We start from the raw sequence: 15412 nt of genomic DNA, 5'->3' as shown, positions 1-15412 counted from the left end.
CGGCGACGGCAATGATTTCCTTGCCGGTGGCGGGCGCGACGATGTGATCGACGGCGGCACTGGTAATGACACGATCAACGCAGGCGCTGGCAATGACACGATCACCGGTGGCGCGGGTGTGGATCAGTTCGTGTTCTCCGCGTTCTTCGATGGCGAGGCCGATATCATCACCGATTTCGAGGATGGGATCGACGGATTCTTTATCCGCATCAACAATCCGGACACCGGTGAGGCCAACATCACCAACGGTGGCAACGGGCTGGCCGGGTTCGTGGCGGCGATGAATATCGTCGATACCATCGGGGGTGCGCAGATGACGGTGAACGGCAACACGATCCTCGTCGAAGGCGTGACCGCCGCGCAGCTCACGGTGGATGATTTCCAGTTTCTCTGAGGCCCCACGGCTCCTTACTGCTGCATGCCATGACCCTACGGCTCCGCCTGGCGCAAGGCGAGGTCTTGCAGAACGGTTTTCAGACGCGGGGCCGCAAAATCCAGAAAGGCGCGGACCTTGGGGGCCATCAGCCGCATTTGCGGATAGACCAGATGCACCGGCTGCGGCGGCAGGGTGAACTCCTGCAACACCTGAACCAGAGTGCCTGCGCGAATCTGCTCGGCGACCATGTAAGACAGGGCAATGGTGATCCCCTGACCCTGAACCGCCGCGTCTATCGCGCTCACGGCATCATTGATCTCAAACCTCGGGTTCAACGCGATCACAGCGGGCTTTTGCCCGTTTCGATACCGCCATTCCCGGTTTGGCATGAGCCCGGTAAACGCAATCACCGCATGACGCTTTAACTCTCCCGGGGCAGTCAACCCGCCCTGCGCCGCAAGATAGGTAGGGCTCGCCACCAGAATTCTGTCCACCGTCCCGATCCTTTTGGCGATCAGGCTCGACTCGGGCAACTCTCCGATGCGCACCGCCACATCAACCCCATCCTCAACCAGATTGACCACCCGGTCGAGCAAGGCAACCGACACGGAAACACGCGGATACTGCGCCAGAAATCCACAGACCACCGGGGCCAGCGCCGAGCGCCCGAACGTGACCGAAGCGGTCAGGCTCAGATGCCCCTGTGGGGTGGCAACCTCGCCCATTGCTTCGCGCTCGGCGCTGTCCAGATCGCTCAGAACCCGCCGCGCCGAGTCCAGAAATCGCTGCCCCACATCGGTGATCGAGATGTTGCGCGTGGTCCGGTTGAACACCCGTGCGCCCAACCGATCCTCAAGCGCCGCAATCGCCCGCGTCACCGCCGGGGGCGACACCCGCAAGCGCCGCGAGGCCCCCGCGAAACTGCCCGCTTCGGCCACGGCGATAAAGACCTCAATCTCATGCAGACGGCTCATAGATTATTCCTTTCAGCGGAATAAACTATTCCGCATTTCGTCTATTCTTTCAATTGCTGTTCTGTCCCAAGTTATCGACGAGCGTTGCAACACCGCATCGCACCCTCAGACAAAAGGACGCCTCAATATGGCCCGTGTATCCGTCATCGACCCGCAAACCGCCACAGGCGAGGCCAAGGATCTGCTCGACGCAGTGCAATCCGGCCTTGGCATGGTGCCAAATTTCATCCGGGTTCTTGCCAATTCTCCCGCCGCCCTTCAGGCCTTTCTGGGGTTGCACAGCATTGCCGGGGCAGGGGTGCTTGATCCGCTGACCCGCGAGCGCATCGCGCTGGCGGTGGCCGAACAGAACGCCTGCCAATATTGCGTTTCCGCCCACACGGCGATTGGCCGTAAGGTTGGGCTTGATACCACCGAGATGCTGGCCAACCGTGCCGGTCGCTCGGCGGATGCCAAGGCCGAGCAGGCGCTGGTCTTTGCCCGTGCCTTGGTCGAACATTCCGGGCAGGTCAGCCAGAGTGAATTCGCCAGCCTGCGTGCTTCCGGCCACTCGGACGCCGAGATCATCGAGATCATCACCCATGTGGCGATGAACATCTTTACCAACCTTTTGGGCAAGGCCACGCAGGTCGAGATTGATTTTCCCGAGGTGGCGCTGAACACTGCCGCCTGAAACAGTTGACTGGCGCGGCCCCGTGCCGCGCCCCCCATCTCAGGAGAGCCGACCATGACCCAAGATGCCCGTCCCCCGCTGCCGCCTTTCACCCATGCCACCGCCACCCAAAAGGTCCGGATGGCCGAAGACGGCTGGAACAGCCGCGATCCCGACCGCGTCGCACTGGCCTACACCCCCGACAGCCGCTGGCGCAATCGGGCCGAATTCCCCGTGGGCCGGGCCGAAATCAAGACGTTTCTCGAACGGAAATGGACCCGCGAACTCGACTATCGCCTGATCAAGGAACTTTGGGCCTTTGCCGAGAACCGGATCGCCGTGCGCTTTGCCTATGAATGGCGCGACGACGCTGGCAACTGGTTTCGCAGCCACGGCAACGAGAACTGGGAATTTGACGAAAACGGCCTGATGCGTCTGCGCTTTGCCAGCATCAATGACCAACCGATCCCCGAAAGCGCCCGCAAATTCCATTGGCCACAGGGGCCACGCCCCGCCGATCACCCCGGTCTGTCCGAGCTTGGTCTCTGACCCCACCCCAAGAGGATGCTATGCCCCACCATTTTGCGGAAATCGCTTTCACCCCGACAGTTAAAAAGCATCAAGAAGAACAAGGCAGCCGCTCCTCTTACTCGAGAATGGAGAGCCAGCCAGACACCGTGAACCTGACCCTGACAGAGGCCGAGGCGGGTTTTATCGCCGCGCGCGACTCGTTTTACATGGCGACGGTTACGGAAACCGGCTGGCCTTATATCCAGCATCGTGGCGGGCCGGTGGGGTTCCTGCACGTTCTGGACGAACGTACCTTGGGTTTTGCGGATTTCCGCGGCAACCGCCAATATATCAGCCTTGGAAACCTCAGCACCGACGACCGCGTGTCAATGTTCCTCATGGACTATCCGAACCGCAGGCGGCTCAAGCTCTTTGGCCGCGCCCGGATCGTTGACCCGGACGATCAGGCAACGCTCGAGCGGCTGGAAATGCCCGATTACCGCGCCCGGATTGAACGGGGGTTCCTGATCACCGTCGAAGGCTTCGACTGGAACTGCCCACAGCACATCACGCCGCGCTATAGCGCCGCTGAAATCGAGACTCTGACCGACCCGCTCTTGGCGCGAATTTCCCAGCTTGAGGGCGCATTGGCGGCGCGTCCCGCCTGAGGTGCTCACCGCGCCGCCAGATCATCGAGCAATAGGCCATACATCTCTTCCGCGTGCCGGATTCGGCCGGATTTAAGCGCGCGGTTCTCCACCCGAATGATCGCCTCCACGCCGATAAAGAACGGCATCCAGACCTGCCGCTCGATCTCGGTCAAGGCGAATACATCGGTGTAAATTTCGATACCTTCGGCATCCACGCCCATGTACCGCCGCCCCGACGGGATCATGCCACGACGCCCCATATGCACCAGAAACCGGGCAATATCCTTGTAGATGGGCAGCGGCCCGGATCCGCCTGTATCAACCCCCGTCAGATGGGTGGCCCCGAGAATGAGGTTATTGGGATGAAAATCGCCGTGGCTGATCGCCATCCGCCACTCGGCCCCGTCCAGCGCCTGCGCCATGTCGCGCAGATGCGCAAGTATCCCCGTCTCAATCCGCCGCAGCCGGGCAAAAGGCTGCGTCGCAGCCGCCCGTTCAGCGCGCGCCAGCCAGCCCGCAACATTGCCTGCGTTCCAACTTTCGCTCAGTTCGGAATAGCGCCGCAACCACTCTGCTGCTGGGCGCAAATACTGGGCGCGTAGCGTCGGGTCCTCGCGCCAGAGATGCTTTAGCAGCGGATGGCCCTCGACCCGCTCGATCACCATCAGCCCCGCTTCGGGCACATAGAGGATCGGCTCCGCCACCCGGTACGACCCGCCCTGCATATGTGGCCAGATGCGCTCCAGCTCGGCCCATTCCTTTGCAAGGGACTCGAGGAATTTCGGCTCCACCAGCCGCGCCACAACCGCGCGCCCGCGCAGCCGTCCCGCCAGAATCGCCCGCTTGCCGGGCACGTTCAGCAATACCTCGGATATTACCAGATCCGTCAATATCGGATGCCGTGCGGCAAGAGCATTCAGCCGGGCATCGACGCGGCGCAGCACATCAAGATCGGGCGGAGGATTGGTGGGCTCTGGCATGCGCCAACCATCCTTCAGCCTTTGGGGGGCGTCAACCGAATTGCACCCCCCGCTGCGCAGCCCTATGCTATGCGTTGAAATCCCGAGCATGAGGACACTGCCAATGACCGATACCCCCCCCTCCGAGATGTCCTTTGAACAGGCAATGAAAGAACTGGAGCAGGTCGTCGGACGGCTGGAGCGGGGCGATGTGGCGCTTGAGGAATCGATCACCCTCTATGAACGCGGTGCCAAACTCAAAAAACGCTGCGAGGAAAAGCTGAAGGAAGCCGAGGAAAAGGTTTCCGCCATCACCCTTGATGCCGAGGGCCAGCCCACCGGAACCAAACCCGTCGAAGGTCTCTGACCGCATGCAAGCCCGCCTTGCCTCTGAGGCCGCCAGTTTGCAGGCGCATCTTGACCATGTGCTTGCGCCCTTTGGTGCGGGCCCCGTGGCCGCAGGAATGCGCTACGCCACTGGCGGCGGAAAACGTATTCGGGGCTTTCTGGTGATGGAGAGCGCGCGGTTGCACGATGTCCCCGAGACCGCAGCCCTCTGGCCCGCCACGGCGATCGAGGTGATGCACGCCTATTCCCTCGTGCATGATGACCTGCCCGCCATGGACAATGACGATCTGCGCCGGGGCCAACCCACCGTGCATGTCAAATGGGACGAGGCGACCGCGATCCTTGTCGGGGACGCGCTGCAATCGCTGGCCTTCGAGTTGACCTGCCACCCCGACTGCGGCCCGGCCAATACCCGCGCTGACCTTACCCTCAGCCTCGCGCGTGCGGCCGGCGGGCAGGGCATGGTACTGGGTCAGGCGCTCGACATTGCCGCCGAAACCGCCGCCACCCCGCTCACGCTGGAAGAGATCACCACCTTGCAACAGGGCAAGACCGGCGCGCTCATTCTGTGGTCCGCCACCGCAGGTGCGCTCATGGCTGGGACTGACACCGGCCCGCTCGGGCGCTATGCCCGCGCCCTTGGTCTGGCCTTTCAGATTCAGGACGATGTGATCGACGTGACCGGTTCTGCCGCTACCGCAGGCAAGGCGGTGGGCAAGGACGCCGCAGCAGGCAAGGCAACGTTCGTCTCCCTTCTTGGCCTTGAGGGGGCGCGCACCCGCGCCACAGCCCTTGTTGACGAGGCCTGCGACGCGCTATCTTCTTACGGGATGCGCGCGGATGCCTTGCGTGATCTTGCCCGCTTCGTTATCTCGCGCCAGAGCTGAAACTTCCCCACGGAGGGGCATGATGTCCGACCGCCCGCAAACACCGCTGCTCGATCAGGTCGCCAGCCCCGCCGATCTCAAACGGTTTAGCGATGGCCAACTGGTGCAATTGGCGCATGAACTGCGCTCTGAAACGGTCTCGGCGGTGTCCGAAACCGGCGGGCACTTGGGCGCGGGCTTGGGCGTGGTGGAACTCACCGTCGCGCTGCACCATGTCTTTGACGCACCGCGTGACAAGATCATCTGGGATGTCAGCCACCAATGCTATCCGCACAAGATCCTGACCGGGCGGCGCGACCGCATCCGCACCTTGCGGCAAAAGGATGGGCTGAGCGGTTTCACCAAACGCTCGGAATCGCCCTATGATCCCTTTGGCGCGGCCCATAGCTCGACCTCGATCAGCGCGGCCTTGGGCTTTGCGGTGGCGCGTGATTTGGGCGGCAACTGCCCCACGGGCCTTGGTGATGCCATCGCCGTGATCGGCGACGGGGCAATGTCGGCGGGCATGGCCTTTGAGGCGATGAACAACGCAGGCCACCTCAAGAAACGCCTGATCGTCATTCTCAATGACAATGAAATGTCCATCGCACCGCCTGTGGGCGCGCTCTCCAATTATCTTTCACGCCTCTACGCAGGTGAGCCGTTTCAAGACCTCAAGGCCGCCGCCAAGGGGGCGATTTCCCTGCTGCCGCCACCGTTCCAAGAGGGCGCGCGCCGCGCCAAGGACATGCTCAAGGGGCTGGCAGTGGGCGGCACCCTGTTTGAAGAGCTTGGCTTTTCCTATCTCGGCCCCATCGACGGCCACGACCTGCACCAACTCCTCCCCGTGCTGCGCACCGTCAAGGCGCGCGCGACCGGGCCAATCCTCATTCACGTCCTGACCAAAAAGGGCAAGGGCTACGGCCCGGCAGAGCGCGCGCATGACGGCGGGCATGCCACGGCCAAATTTGACGTGCTGACCGGGGAACAGCGCAAATCGCCCTCCAACGCCCCCAGCTACACCTCCGTCTTTGCCAAGGCGCTGCTCGATGCGGCGGCTCAGGATGACAAGATCTGCGCCGTGACCGCCGCCATGCCCGACGGCACCGGCCTCAACCTCTTTGCCGAGCGCTATCCCTCGCGGCTCTTTGACGTGGGCATCGCAGAACAGCACGCCGTGACCTTTTCGGCGGGGCTCGCGGCAGGCGGAATGAAACCCTTCTGCGCGCTCTATTCCACCTTTCTGCAACGCGGCTACGATCAGGTGGTGCATGATGTCGCGATCCAGCGCCTGCCGGTGCGCTTTGCCATTGACCGCGCGGGGTTGGTGGGGGCGGATGGGGCGACCCATGCGGGCGCGTTCGACACTGCCTTTCTCGCCAATCTGCCGGGGTTCGTGGTAATGGCCGCCGCCGATGAGGCGGAGCTTGTGCATATGGTCGCCACCGCCGTGGCCCATGACGAGGGTCCGATTGCATTCCGCTATCCGCGCGGCGAAGGGATGGGCGTCACCATGCCGGAACGCGGCGAACCGCTGGAAATCGGCAAGGGGCGGATCATTCAAAAGGGCGCGCGCGTCGCCATCCTGTCCTTTGGTACGCGCCTTGCCGAGGTGCTCAAGGCCTCTGAATCCCTGCGGGCGCGTGGGATCACACCGACCATCGCTGACGCCCGCTTTGCCAAACCGCTCGATGAGGCGCTGATCCTCGATCTCGTGCAAAACCACGAGGCGCTGATCACCATAGAAGAGGGGGCCATCGGTGGATTTTCCAGCCATGTCAGCCACTTCCTGGCCGAAGCTGAAGTGTTTGACCGGGGCTTTAAATTCCGCTCCATGGTGCTACCCGACAGTTTCATAGATCAGGCCAGCGCTGAAGATATGTATGCCGTGGCGCGTCTCAACGCCTCTGATATCGAGGCACGCGTTCTGGATGTGCTGGGCATCGCGCAACTGACGGGCAAACGCGCCTGACGTTCCGGTCTCGATGAAAAATGCGGCTTCAAGGAGCGCCGCACCGACTGGAATGATCTGATTTTTCGATGTGGGGCAGGGCGCAGCCTATCGGATCGCGCGCTGTGCAAGATCGAAATCTTTAAAAGATTTCGGACCGCTTTCTTTTCAAGAAAGCGGCACTCCGGTCGCCCTCACACCGACAGCCGCGATGAATGCGCGCCACGCTCGCGATACGGCGTCGTATTGTAATGCGCCCGGTAGCATTTTGAGAAATGCGAAGGGCTGGCAAAACCACAGGCCAAAGCCACGTTGATCACGGTCATATCGGTCTGCATCAACAGATTGCGCGCCTTTTGCAGCCGCAACTCCATGTAATACCGCTTCGGGCTGCGGCTCAGATAACGCCGGAACAGCCGCTCAAGCTGCCGGGTGGACATGCCTACTTCACGCGCCAGCACCGCCGGGCTGATCGGCTCTTCGATATTGCTCTCCATCATCTGGATCACTTGGCTCAGCTTGGGATGACGCACGCCGATCCGGGTGGGCACGCTCAGCCGCTGAGTGTCCTGATCGGTGCGGATCGAGCTGTAAATCTGTTGATCGGCCACCGCATTGGCCAGCTTCTCGCCATGATCATCGGCAATAAGGTTCAGCATCAGGTCAATCGACGATGTGCCGCCCGCCGTGGTCATCCGGTTGCCGTCGATCACAAAGACCGACTTTGTCAGACGCACCTCTTCGAATTCCTCGATGAAACTGTCGTGATTCTCCCAATGGATCGTCGCACGTTTCCCATCAAGCAACCCGGCCTTGGCCAGCACATAGGACGCGGTGCACAGCCCGCCCATCCGCAACCCCCGGCGCGCCTCGCGGCGCAACCAGTTCAGCATACGCTTGGTTGCGGTTTTCTGCACATCCGTGCCGCCACAGACCAGCACCACATCCTCGCGGTTCAACTCCGACAGGGGAAAGTCCAGATTGAAGCGCACCCCGGCAGAGCAGGTGATCACCTCTTGGGAATCGCCGGTCAGAACCCAGCTATACAGCTCTTCTTCGGCCATGCGATTGGCAATGCGCAAACATTCAATCGCCGAGGCAAAGCTCAAAAGCGTAAAATTATCCAGCAACACGAACACAAAGCGCTTGGGCACCTTGGGCGCTTTCACTTCAATTTTCGTGGCCTCTGACGTCATATCACCCGAATCCCCAGCCCAATGGCCCCTTATCAGGGTCTGTCACGAAACCGTCGCTTTTGACAAGAGAGGCGTAGTCGATTTGCGACGCTTTCCTGTGCGTTTCATATGGCCTCTTGCCCGGCGCTTTGCTAAGCACAGGTCTCAGATTACTATCAATGCGGAGTAAAGACGATGACGGAATGGCAGAAAACAGGCTGGCGCGCGAAACCGCGGGTGCAGATGCCTGACTATACCGATGCCGCCGCCCTGGCCAGTGTCGAGGCCCGTCTGACCCAGTATCCGCCGCTGGTGTTCGCCGGCGAGGCGCGTCGGCTCAAGCGCGAGCTTGGCGCAGCTGCACGCGGCGAGGCGTTCTTGCTTCAGGGTGGCGACTGCGCCGAGGCGTTCGATCAGTTTTCCGCCGATGCGATCCGCGATACCTTCAAGGTCATGCTGCAAATGGCGATGGTGCTGACCTATGGGGCCAAGGTGCCGGTGGTCAAGGTGGGCCGCATGGCGGGTCAATTCGCCAAGCCGCGTTCGGCCCCGACCGAGGTGATTGATGGGGTGGAACTGCCCAGCTACCGCGGGGACATCATCAACGAGCTGGCCTTTACCCCGGAATCGCGGATCCCCAACCCCGAAAAGATGCTTCAGGCCTATACTCAGGCCGCCGCGACTCTGAACCTCTTGCGCGCCTTCTCGACAGGCGGTTATGCAGATGTGCATCAGGTGCATGCTTGGACGCTGGGCTTTACCGAGAGCGAGAAGGCCGCGAAATATCGTGAGATGGCCAACCATATCTCGGACGCGCTCGATTTCATGAAGGCCGCTGGCATCGACAGCGACAGCGCCCATACCCTGCGCACGGTGGATTTCTACACCTCGCACGAAGGGCTCTTGCTGGAATATGAAGAGGCGCTCTGCCGTCTGGATTCAACCTCTGGCAAATGGCTGGCGGGTTCGGGGCATATGCTCTGGATCGGTGACCGCACCCGTCAACCCGACGGCGCGCATGTTGAATTCCTGCGCGGTGTGCTCAATCCCATCGGGTTGAAATGCGGCCCGAGCATGACCTCTGAGGATCTTAAGAAGCTGCTGGCGACACTGAATCCCAGCAACGAGGCCGGGCGTCTGACGCTCATCGCCCGCTTTGGCGCGGGCAAGGTTGGCGACAACCTGCCGCGTCTGATCCGCACGGTTCAGGAAGAGGGCGCCAATGTGCTCTGGGTTTGCGACCCGATGCATGGCAACACGATCAAATCCGCCACCGGCTATAAAACCAGACCGTTCGAGCTTGTTCTGCGCGAAGTGCAGGAGTTTTTCGCGATCCACAAAGCCGAAGGCACCATCCCCGGCGGCGTGCATTTCGAGATGACCGGCCAGGACGTGACCGAATGCACCGGCGGCATGCGCGCGCTGTCAGAGGAAAATCTGTCCGCCCGCTATCACACCGCCTGCGACCCGCGTCTGAATGCCAGCCAATCGCTCGAACTGGCCTTCCTCGTGGCCGAAGAGCTGAAATCCCTGCGCCACGACCGTCGTCAGGCCGAAGCAGGCTGAAATCACTCTGACCGCAACAGGGCTCAGCTCTGTTGCGGTCATCCCCATGCGGCCCGTGGCCCATGGCTGAAACGCTTGGTCAAAGTTACTTGACCACCCGCAAATACGCACGCCCCCGGCTCAGACCGCGCCCGCGGTTCTCATTGCGCAACCCGCCGGGCAAGGCGTCAAAGGGCGTGACCTGCGCCGCGACCGTTTCGACGGGCCGGATGCGCACCGCCTCCACCTCAAATCGCCGCGACGCACGCCCGATTTCGCCTTGCGTCACCAGACAGCCCAGCGCGCGCGACACATCGCCCAGATCACTGCGCAACGGCATCAGCATCATCTGGCCGGTCATCTCGGGCCGTCCCAAACCCGGTCCGGCCCGCAGATCGAACTCCAGCCGCGCGGGCCGTTCAAACAGATCGACCAACGCCAGCGCGAACCTCTCCCGCGCGGCCGGGGCGATGAAACTGCTCAGCGGCATGCCACGCACTTCCATCCCCATCAGGTCGCTGAGATGCAGCCCCGCAATCCGCAGCCGTGTCACGCCGGGCGCGATCCGCTCAGCGATAAACGCGTTGGACAACAGCCCGCCAATCCGTCGCGGGTCGATCTGTGACCGATGCGGCACCTCGGCCCCCTGACACAGACTCTCCCAATAGGCGCGAAACGCGCGCATATCTTCCTCTTGGCGGGCGCGCAGACCGCGTGGCTCCACCACCCCCTGCGGGGTTGTCCTGTCATCCTGCATGATACACCCCTCTTCAACCACCGCCTGAAATCACTCTGCGCCCCAACCTTGCAGGCGGGATTTAATCCACGCCTGAGACACCGTGCGCTGACCTCAGATTGCCACAACTTTCAGGGAATTTGTTTAAAAATCACTGCGATTGGTTAACCACAGGCTCCCGCCAAGGGGGCTGCCAACCCTTGCCAGCGGGCGGTCCACGCACTAGGACGGGACAAACCGGACCGTTCCAAGGACCCCCCGAAATGATCCATTCGATGACCGCATTCGCCACCGCCAAAGGCGCTCTGGATGGCTATAACTGGACGTGGGAACTGCGCGGCGTCAACGGCAAGGGGCTGGATCTGCGCCTGCGCGTGCCAGACTGGATCGACGGGCTGGAACCGGCGCTCCGGGCAAGGCTGGGGCAGGCCATGGCCCGTGGCAATGTCACCCTGATGCTACGGGTGACCCGCGAGGATGCCAGCGGCCAGCTTGCCGTCAATCCCGACCGGCTCGAAGATGTGCTGCGCGCAATGAGCGTCGTCGAAGATCGCGCCATGGCCTGCGGCCTGTCGCTCGCCCCGGCCACCGCCGCCGATATCCTGTCGCTGCGCGGTGTGCTCGAGGCCGGAGCAGGCGATACCGACACCAGCGCGTTCTGCGCGGCTTTGCTGGCCGATTTTGAACCGGTTTTGCAAGACTTCCTTGCGATGCGCGCCACCGAGGGGGCGGCCCTCGCCCGTGTGCTGCACGCCCAGCTTGACGAGATTGCCCGCCTGACCGTTGCGGCCCGCGACCTGCTGGAAACCCGCAGCGCCGATGTCGCCCGCAACCACAGCGCCGCGCTTGTGCGTGTTCGTGACACCATTTCCGATCTGGATCCCGCCCGCCTCGCACAGGAACTGGCGCTGCTCTCGGTCAAGCTCGACGTGACCGAGGAACTCGACCGGCTGACCGCCCATGTCGCGGCTGTGCGGGCCTTGCTCAACGCAGGTTCGCCACTGGGACGCAAGATCGACTTTCTCAGTCAGGAATTCAACCGCGAGGCCAACACCCTCTGCTCCAAGGCGCAACATGCCGGTCTGACCAAGATCGGGCTCGATCTCAAGACGGTGATCGACCAGATGCGCGAACAGGTGCAAAATGTCGAATGAGGCGCGGGCCACCACGGCGGGATTTGAGTATTTTCACCACGAAGTAGGGCACGGGACAGCATGACCAATCGAAGGGGCCTCTTGATCATCCTTTCCTCTCCCTCGGGCGCGGGCAAATCCACGCTCTCGCGCCGCCTGCGCGACTGGGACCCGAGCATCACCTTTTCGGTTTCGGCCACCACCCGGTCCCCACGTCCGGGCGAGGTGGACGGTCAGGATTACCACTTCATGAACCAGCCGCAGTTCAAACAGGACGTGGCGGCGGGCGAGATGCTGGAACACGCGCATGTGTTCGGTAATTTCTACGGCAGCCCGCGCGCCCCTGTTCAGGCAGCCATCGACCAGGGCAGCGATGTTCTCTTTGACATCGACTGGCAGGGCGCACAGCAGATCCGCAACTCGGCCTTGGGCGCGCATACGCTGTCGATCTTTCTGCTTCCGCCTTCGATCCGCGAGCTGCATCGCAGGCTGGAAACACGCGGGCAGGACACGCCCGAGGTGATCGCCAAGCGGATGGAGAAAAGCTGGGACGAGATCAGCCATTGGGACGGCTATGATTTCGTGCTGGTCAATGACGATCTCGACGCAACCGAAGCGCGGCTCAAGACCATCATTGAGGCCACCCGCCTGCGCCGCAGCCAGCAGCCGTGGCTCACGGCCCATGTCCGCACCCTGCAAACCGAATTCGAGGAGATGCAATGACGATTTACGCACTTGACGGCCACGCGCCGCAGATTGCCGAGGACAGCTGGATCGCCCCCGATGCCAACCTGATCGGCAAGGTGGTGATCGAGGATCTGGCCTCGGTCTGGTTCGGCTGTACCCTGCGCGGAGACAACGAGGAAATCCGCGTGGGCGCGGGCAGCAATGTGCAGGAAGATTGCGTCATGCACACCGATATGGGCTATCCGCTGGTGATCGGGCCGGGCTGCACCATTGGCCACAAGGCGATGCTGCATGGCTGCATTTTAGAGGAAAATGTGCTGATCGGCATGGGGGCCACCGTGCTCAACGGTGCACGGATTGGCCGCAACAGCCTGATTGGCGCGGGCGCGCTCATCACCGAGGGCAAGATCATCCCCGAAGGCAGCCTTGTCATGGGTGCGCCGGGTCGGGTGGTGCGTAGCCTTGATGAGGCGGCGATTGAGACATTGCGCGGCACGGCGCTGCATTATCAACAGAACATGCGCCGGTATCGCACCAGCCTTGTGGCGCTCTGAGCAGGCATGCTCGGGTTGACCACCGTTCTTGCCGGCATCCCGCTTGCGGCCCTTTTGGTCGGGGCGGATGATCGGATCATCGCCGCCAATCAGGGTGCGTGCGACATGCTGGGGCAGGGGATCGAGGGGCGTCATCTGCTGACAGCGCTGCGCCAGCCGGACGTGCTCGAGGCGATCGAGGGCACCCTGCGCGACTGCCAGCCGCGCAAGATCACCTATCAAACCTTGGAAACCGGGTCCGACAGCAGCTATCAGGTGCATGTGAGCTATGTCGAAACCACAGAGGCGCGCGGCGCGCTGATCTGCTTCGAGGATCTGACCGAACGCGAACAGGCGGCGCAAATGCGCCGCGATTTCGTGGCCAATGTCAGCCATGAATTGCGCACGCCCCTGACCGCGCTCATGGGCTTTATCGAAACCCTGCAAGGGCCCGCGCGCCACGATCAGGCCGCCATCGACCGCTTTTTAGGGATCATGCAGTCCGAGGCAGCGCGGATGGAACGCCTCGTGCGCGATCTGCTGTCACTCAGCCGGGTCGAGAGCGAAGAGCGCGTGCGCCCGCGCGACGAGGTGGATCTGGAACAAGTGATCGGCGCGGTGCTGCACGCCCTGCGCCCTCTGGCGCGCGACCGGGCTTGTGAGATCATCTTTGATCCCCCGGGCGGCATGACCCTGCGCGGCAATGGCGATCAGTTGCAGCAGGTCTTTACCAACCTGATCGAGAACGCGATCAAATATGGCGGTACCGGCAATCGGGTCACCATCACGCTGGAGCATATTGCCCGCGATGCCACACTGCGCGGCCCGGCCATTGTCGCGCGCGTGCGCGATCAGGGCCCCGGTATCGACCCGTTGCACCTTCCCCGCCTGACCGAACGGTTTTACCGCGTCGACACCCACCGCTCGCGCGAGATGGGCGGCACCGGCCTTGGTCTCGCGATTGTCAAACATATCGTCAATCGCCACCGGGGGCGGTTGCGAATCTCCTCCACACCGGGCGAGGGCAGCGAATTTTCGGTCATCCTGCCGCTCTGGAACCGGCCAGACGCCTGAATCCGGGCGTCAAACCCGAAAAATATCGCTGAAACGCTGACAATCCCCGGACTGTCATGAAGCCGTTACAAATTTGTAACAAAAGCGTTGTGGATCTCGCCTAGTGCTGGCCCCTGAGGTCGCCCTTGCTTGGGCACCCATGAAACAGAACTCAGGAGCAACCCATGCTGTTCAAATCCACCGTTTCCGCCTTGGCCCTGACGGCCTTCGCCGCCGGTTCCGCTGCGGCCCGTGACAACATTCAGATTGCGGGCTCCTCGACCGTGCTGCCCTATGCCGCTATCGTCGCCGAAGCCTTTGGCGAAAACTTTGATTTCCCCACCCCGGTCGTGGAATCCGGTGGCTCGGGCGCTGGCCGCAAGAAACTCTGCGAAGGCGTGGGCGAAAACACCATCGACATCGCCAACTCGTCCTCGCGCATCAAGCAGTCGGATATCGACCTTTGCGCCTCGAACGGCGTCACCGAGATCATGGAAGTGCGCATCGGTTATGACGGCATCGTCTTTGCCTCGGATATCAACGGCCCGGCTTATGCCTTCTCGCCCGCTGACTGGCACGCCGCCCTCGCCGCACAGGTCGCCAAGGATGGCGCTCTGGCCGACAACACCAACACGCTGTGGTCGGAGGTGCGCGCAGACCTGCCCGCCGAAGAAATCCTCGCCTTCGTGCCCGGCACCAAACACGGCACCCGCGAAGTGTTCGACGAAAAGGTGATCATCGCAGGCTGCGAAGAAAACGGCACTTTCGATCTGCACATGGCGGCCAATGGCGGCGACAAGAAAGCGGCGGAAAAGGCCTGCATGGCGCTGCGCACCGATGGCGTGTCGATCGACATCGATGGCGACTATACCGAAACACTGGCCCGCGTGGATGCCAATAAAAACGGCATCGGCGTCTTTGGCCTGTCGTTCTATCAGAACAATGCCGACAAGCTTCAGGTCGCCACCATCGGCGGCATCGTTCCCTCGGTCGAATCGATTGCCTCGGGCGAATATCCGGTGTCGCGTCCGCTCTACTTTTACGTCAAGAACGCGCATCTTGATGTGATCCCCGGCATGCAGGAATATATCGAATTCTTCGTGTCGGACGAGATTGCAGGCCCCGATGGCCCGCTGGCGGCCTACGGCCTCGTGTCTGATCCGGAACTGAGCAAGACCCAGGCCATGGTTGCCGACCGCGCGCCCATGGGCGTGCTGAACTAAGCGCACGAACCGAGAGGGGTGGCGCCACGCGCCATCCCTCC

16 protein-coding genes and 1 pseudogene are annotated in these 15412 nt (G+C 62.2%); 13 read left to right on the top strand and 4 right to left on the bottom strand.

Translation table 11 applies throughout. From position 1 onward, the window contains the following. Positions 1–394 (top strand): annotated as a pseudogene (locus tag ACN0SW_RS09520) (calcium-binding protein); the annotation flags it as partial. A gap of 35 nt (positions 395–429) precedes the next feature. Here ACN0SW_RS09520 and ACN0SW_RS09515 read toward each other — a convergent pair. Next, positions 430–1350 carry a LysR substrate-binding domain-containing protein gene (locus ACN0SW_RS09515; protein ID WP_417727682.1) on the bottom strand — a complete coding sequence of 307 codons (921 nt, stop codon included), beginning with the start codon at positions 1348–1350 and terminating at the stop codon, positions 430–432. 127 nt (positions 1351–1477) lie between these two features. Here ACN0SW_RS09515 and ACN0SW_RS09510 point away from each other — a divergent pair, with 127 nt between their 5' ends. Genes ACN0SW_RS09510 through ACN0SW_RS09500 form a run of 3 tightly spaced genes read left to right on the top strand, consistent with a single transcriptional unit; the run spans position 1478 to position 3180 of the window. After that, positions 1478–2023 carry a carboxymuconolactone decarboxylase family protein gene (locus ACN0SW_RS09510; RefSeq protein ID WP_417727681.1) on the top strand — a complete coding sequence of 182 codons (546 nt, stop codon included), beginning with the start codon at positions 1478–1480 and terminating at the stop codon, positions 2021–2023. Between the two features lie 54 nt (positions 2024–2077). Beyond that, a complete protein-coding gene (locus ACN0SW_RS09505) occupies positions 2078–2551 on the top strand; it encodes a DUF1348 family protein (RefSeq protein ID WP_417727680.1) in 474 nt (157 codons plus the stop codon). Positions 2552–2571: 20 nt separating this feature from the next. Then, positions 2572–3180: a pyridoxamine 5'-phosphate oxidase family protein gene (locus tag ACN0SW_RS09500; RefSeq protein WP_417727679.1), complete on the top strand. Its 609-nt coding sequence runs from the start codon at positions 2572–2574 to the stop codon at positions 3178–3180. A 5-nt stretch (positions 3181–3185) separates the two neighbouring features. Here the strand turns inward: ACN0SW_RS09500 and ACN0SW_RS09495 are convergent, their stop codons facing one another. Then, positions 3186–4142 carry a phosphotransferase gene (locus ACN0SW_RS09495; protein WP_417727678.1) on the bottom strand — a complete coding sequence of 319 codons (957 nt, stop codon included), beginning with the start codon at positions 4140–4142 and terminating at the stop codon, positions 3186–3188. A gap of 103 nt (positions 4143–4245) precedes the next feature. Here ACN0SW_RS09495 and ACN0SW_RS09490 point away from each other — a divergent pair, with 103 nt between their 5' ends. From ACN0SW_RS09490 to dxs, 3 genes are read left to right on the top strand one after another with little or no spacing between them, the layout of a single operon-like run. Continuing rightward, a complete protein-coding gene (locus ACN0SW_RS09490; protein ID WP_417727677.1) occupies positions 4246–4488 on the top strand; it encodes an exodeoxyribonuclease VII small subunit in 243 nt (80 codons plus the stop codon). Between the two features lie 4 nt (positions 4489–4492). Then, a complete protein-coding gene (locus tag ACN0SW_RS09485; protein ID WP_417727676.1) occupies positions 4493–5356 on the top strand; it encodes a polyprenyl synthetase family protein in 864 nt (287 codons plus the stop codon). A 22-nt stretch (positions 5357–5378) separates the two neighbouring features. Next, complete coding sequence (dxs, locus tag ACN0SW_RS09480; RefSeq protein WP_417727675.1) at positions 5379–7307, top strand: 1-deoxy-D-xylulose-5-phosphate synthase; 1929 nt, start codon at positions 5379–5381, stop codon at positions 7305–7307. Positions 7308–7480: 173 nt separating this feature from the next. On the opposite strand, the gene ACN0SW_RS09475 is transcribed toward dxs, so the two are convergent. Then, positions 7481–8482 (bottom strand): GlxA family transcriptional regulator, encoded by a 1002-nt coding sequence (locus ACN0SW_RS09475; protein ID WP_417727674.1) that lies wholly within the window; start codon positions 8480–8482, stop codon positions 7481–7483. A 174-nt stretch (positions 8483–8656) separates the two neighbouring features. Here ACN0SW_RS09475 and ACN0SW_RS09470 point away from each other — a divergent pair, with 174 nt between their 5' ends. Next, on the top strand, positions 8657–10027 hold the full coding sequence (locus tag ACN0SW_RS09470; RefSeq protein WP_417727673.1) for a class II 3-deoxy-7-phosphoheptulonate synthase: 1371 nt from the start codon (positions 8657–8659) through the stop codon (positions 10025–10027). Between the two features lie 85 nt (positions 10028–10112). Here the strand turns inward: ACN0SW_RS09470 and ACN0SW_RS09465 are convergent, their stop codons facing one another. Continuing rightward, positions 10113–10763, bottom strand: a complete 651-nt coding sequence (locus ACN0SW_RS09465; RefSeq protein WP_417727672.1) for a PAS domain-containing protein — start codon at positions 10761–10763, stop codon at positions 10113–10115. 242 nt (positions 10764–11005) lie between these two features. Between ACN0SW_RS09465 and ACN0SW_RS09460 the strand changes: the two genes are divergently transcribed. The 5 genes from ACN0SW_RS09460 to ACN0SW_RS09440 all read left to right on the top strand — a co-directional run bounded on the left by ACN0SW_RS09460 (position 11006) and on the right by ACN0SW_RS09440 (position 15371). After that, positions 11006–11896 (top strand): YicC/YloC family endoribonuclease, encoded by an 891-nt coding sequence (locus ACN0SW_RS09460; RefSeq protein ID WP_417727671.1) that lies wholly within the window; start codon positions 11006–11008, stop codon positions 11894–11896. A 60-nt stretch (positions 11897–11956) separates the two neighbouring features. Further along, positions 11957–12598, top strand: a complete 642-nt coding sequence (gene gmk, locus ACN0SW_RS09455; RefSeq protein ID WP_417727670.1) for a guanylate kinase — start codon at positions 11957–11959, stop codon at positions 12596–12598. Next, on the top strand, positions 12595–13116 hold the full coding sequence (locus ACN0SW_RS09450) for a gamma carbonic anhydrase family protein (RefSeq protein WP_417727669.1): 522 nt from the start codon (positions 12595–12597) through the stop codon (positions 13114–13116). The genes gmk and ACN0SW_RS09450 overlap by 4 nt, the downstream gene beginning before the upstream one ends. A gap of 6 nt (positions 13117–13122) precedes the next feature. Next, positions 13123–14169 carry an ATP-binding protein gene (locus ACN0SW_RS09445; RefSeq protein WP_417727668.1) on the top strand — a complete coding sequence of 349 codons (1047 nt, stop codon included), beginning with the start codon at positions 13123–13125 and terminating at the stop codon, positions 14167–14169. 164 nt (positions 14170–14333) lie between these two features. Then, positions 14334–15371, top strand: coding sequence for a substrate-binding domain-containing protein (locus ACN0SW_RS09440; protein ID WP_417727667.1), 1038 nt, complete (start codon positions 14334–14336; stop codon positions 15369–15371). Positions 15372–15412 lie beyond the last annotated feature (41 nt).

Source organism: Roseovarius sp. (assembly GCF_048262375.1).
Lineage (GTDB): Bacteria > Pseudomonadota > Alphaproteobacteria > Rhodobacterales > Rhodobacteraceae > Roseovarius.
This window is presented reverse-complemented; position numbering and strand designations above follow the sequence as displayed.

Bases quoted from the DNA above. Each gene is read 5' to 3' on its own strand.
- ACN0SW_RS09515 (WP_417727682.1), bottom strand. From the start codon at position 1,350: ATGAGCCGTCTGCATGAGATTGAGGTCTTTATCGCCGTGGCCGAAGCG.
- ACN0SW_RS09510 (WP_417727681.1), top strand. From the start codon at position 1,478: ATGGCCCGTGTATCCGTCATCGACCCGCAAACCGCCACAGGCGAGGCC.
- ACN0SW_RS09505 (WP_417727680.1), top strand. From the start codon at position 2,078: ATGACCCAAGATGCCCGTCCCCCGCTGCCGCCTTTCACCCATGCCACC.
- ACN0SW_RS09500 (WP_417727679.1), top strand. From the start codon at position 2,572: ATGCCCCACCATTTTGCGGAAATCGCTTTCACCCCGACAGTTAAAAAG.
- ACN0SW_RS09495 (WP_417727678.1), bottom strand. From the start codon at position 4,142: ATGCCAGAGCCCACCAATCCTCCGCCCGATCTTGATGTGCTGCGCCGC.
- ACN0SW_RS09490 (WP_417727677.1), top strand. From the start codon at position 4,246: ATGACCGATACCCCCCCCTCCGAGATGTCCTTTGAACAGGCAATGAAA.
- ACN0SW_RS09485 (WP_417727676.1), top strand. From the start codon at position 4,493: ATGCAAGCCCGCCTTGCCTCTGAGGCCGCCAGTTTGCAGGCGCATCTT.
- dxs (WP_417727675.1), top strand. From the start codon at position 5,379: ATGTCCGACCGCCCGCAAACACCGCTGCTCGATCAGGTCGCCAGCCCC.
- ACN0SW_RS09475 (WP_417727674.1), bottom strand. From the start codon at position 8,482: ATGACGTCAGAGGCCACGAAAATTGAAGTGAAAGCGCCCAAGGTGCCC.
- ACN0SW_RS09470 (WP_417727673.1), top strand. From the start codon at position 8,657: ATGACGGAATGGCAGAAAACAGGCTGGCGCGCGAAACCGCGGGTGCAG.
- ACN0SW_RS09465 (WP_417727672.1), bottom strand. From the start codon at position 10,763: ATGCAGGATGACAGGACAACCCCGCAGGGGGTGGTGGAGCCACGCGGT.
- ACN0SW_RS09460 (WP_417727671.1), top strand. From the start codon at position 11,006: ATGATCCATTCGATGACCGCATTCGCCACCGCCAAAGGCGCTCTGGAT.
- gmk (WP_417727670.1), top strand. From the start codon at position 11,957: ATGACCAATCGAAGGGGCCTCTTGATCATCCTTTCCTCTCCCTCGGGC.
- ACN0SW_RS09450 (WP_417727669.1), top strand. From the start codon at position 12,595: ATGACGATTTACGCACTTGACGGCCACGCGCCGCAGATTGCCGAGGAC.
- ACN0SW_RS09445 (WP_417727668.1), top strand. From the start codon at position 13,123: ATGCTCGGGTTGACCACCGTTCTTGCCGGCATCCCGCTTGCGGCCCTT.
- ACN0SW_RS09440 (WP_417727667.1), top strand. From the start codon at position 14,334: ATGCTGTTCAAATCCACCGTTTCCGCCTTGGCCCTGACGGCCTTCGCC.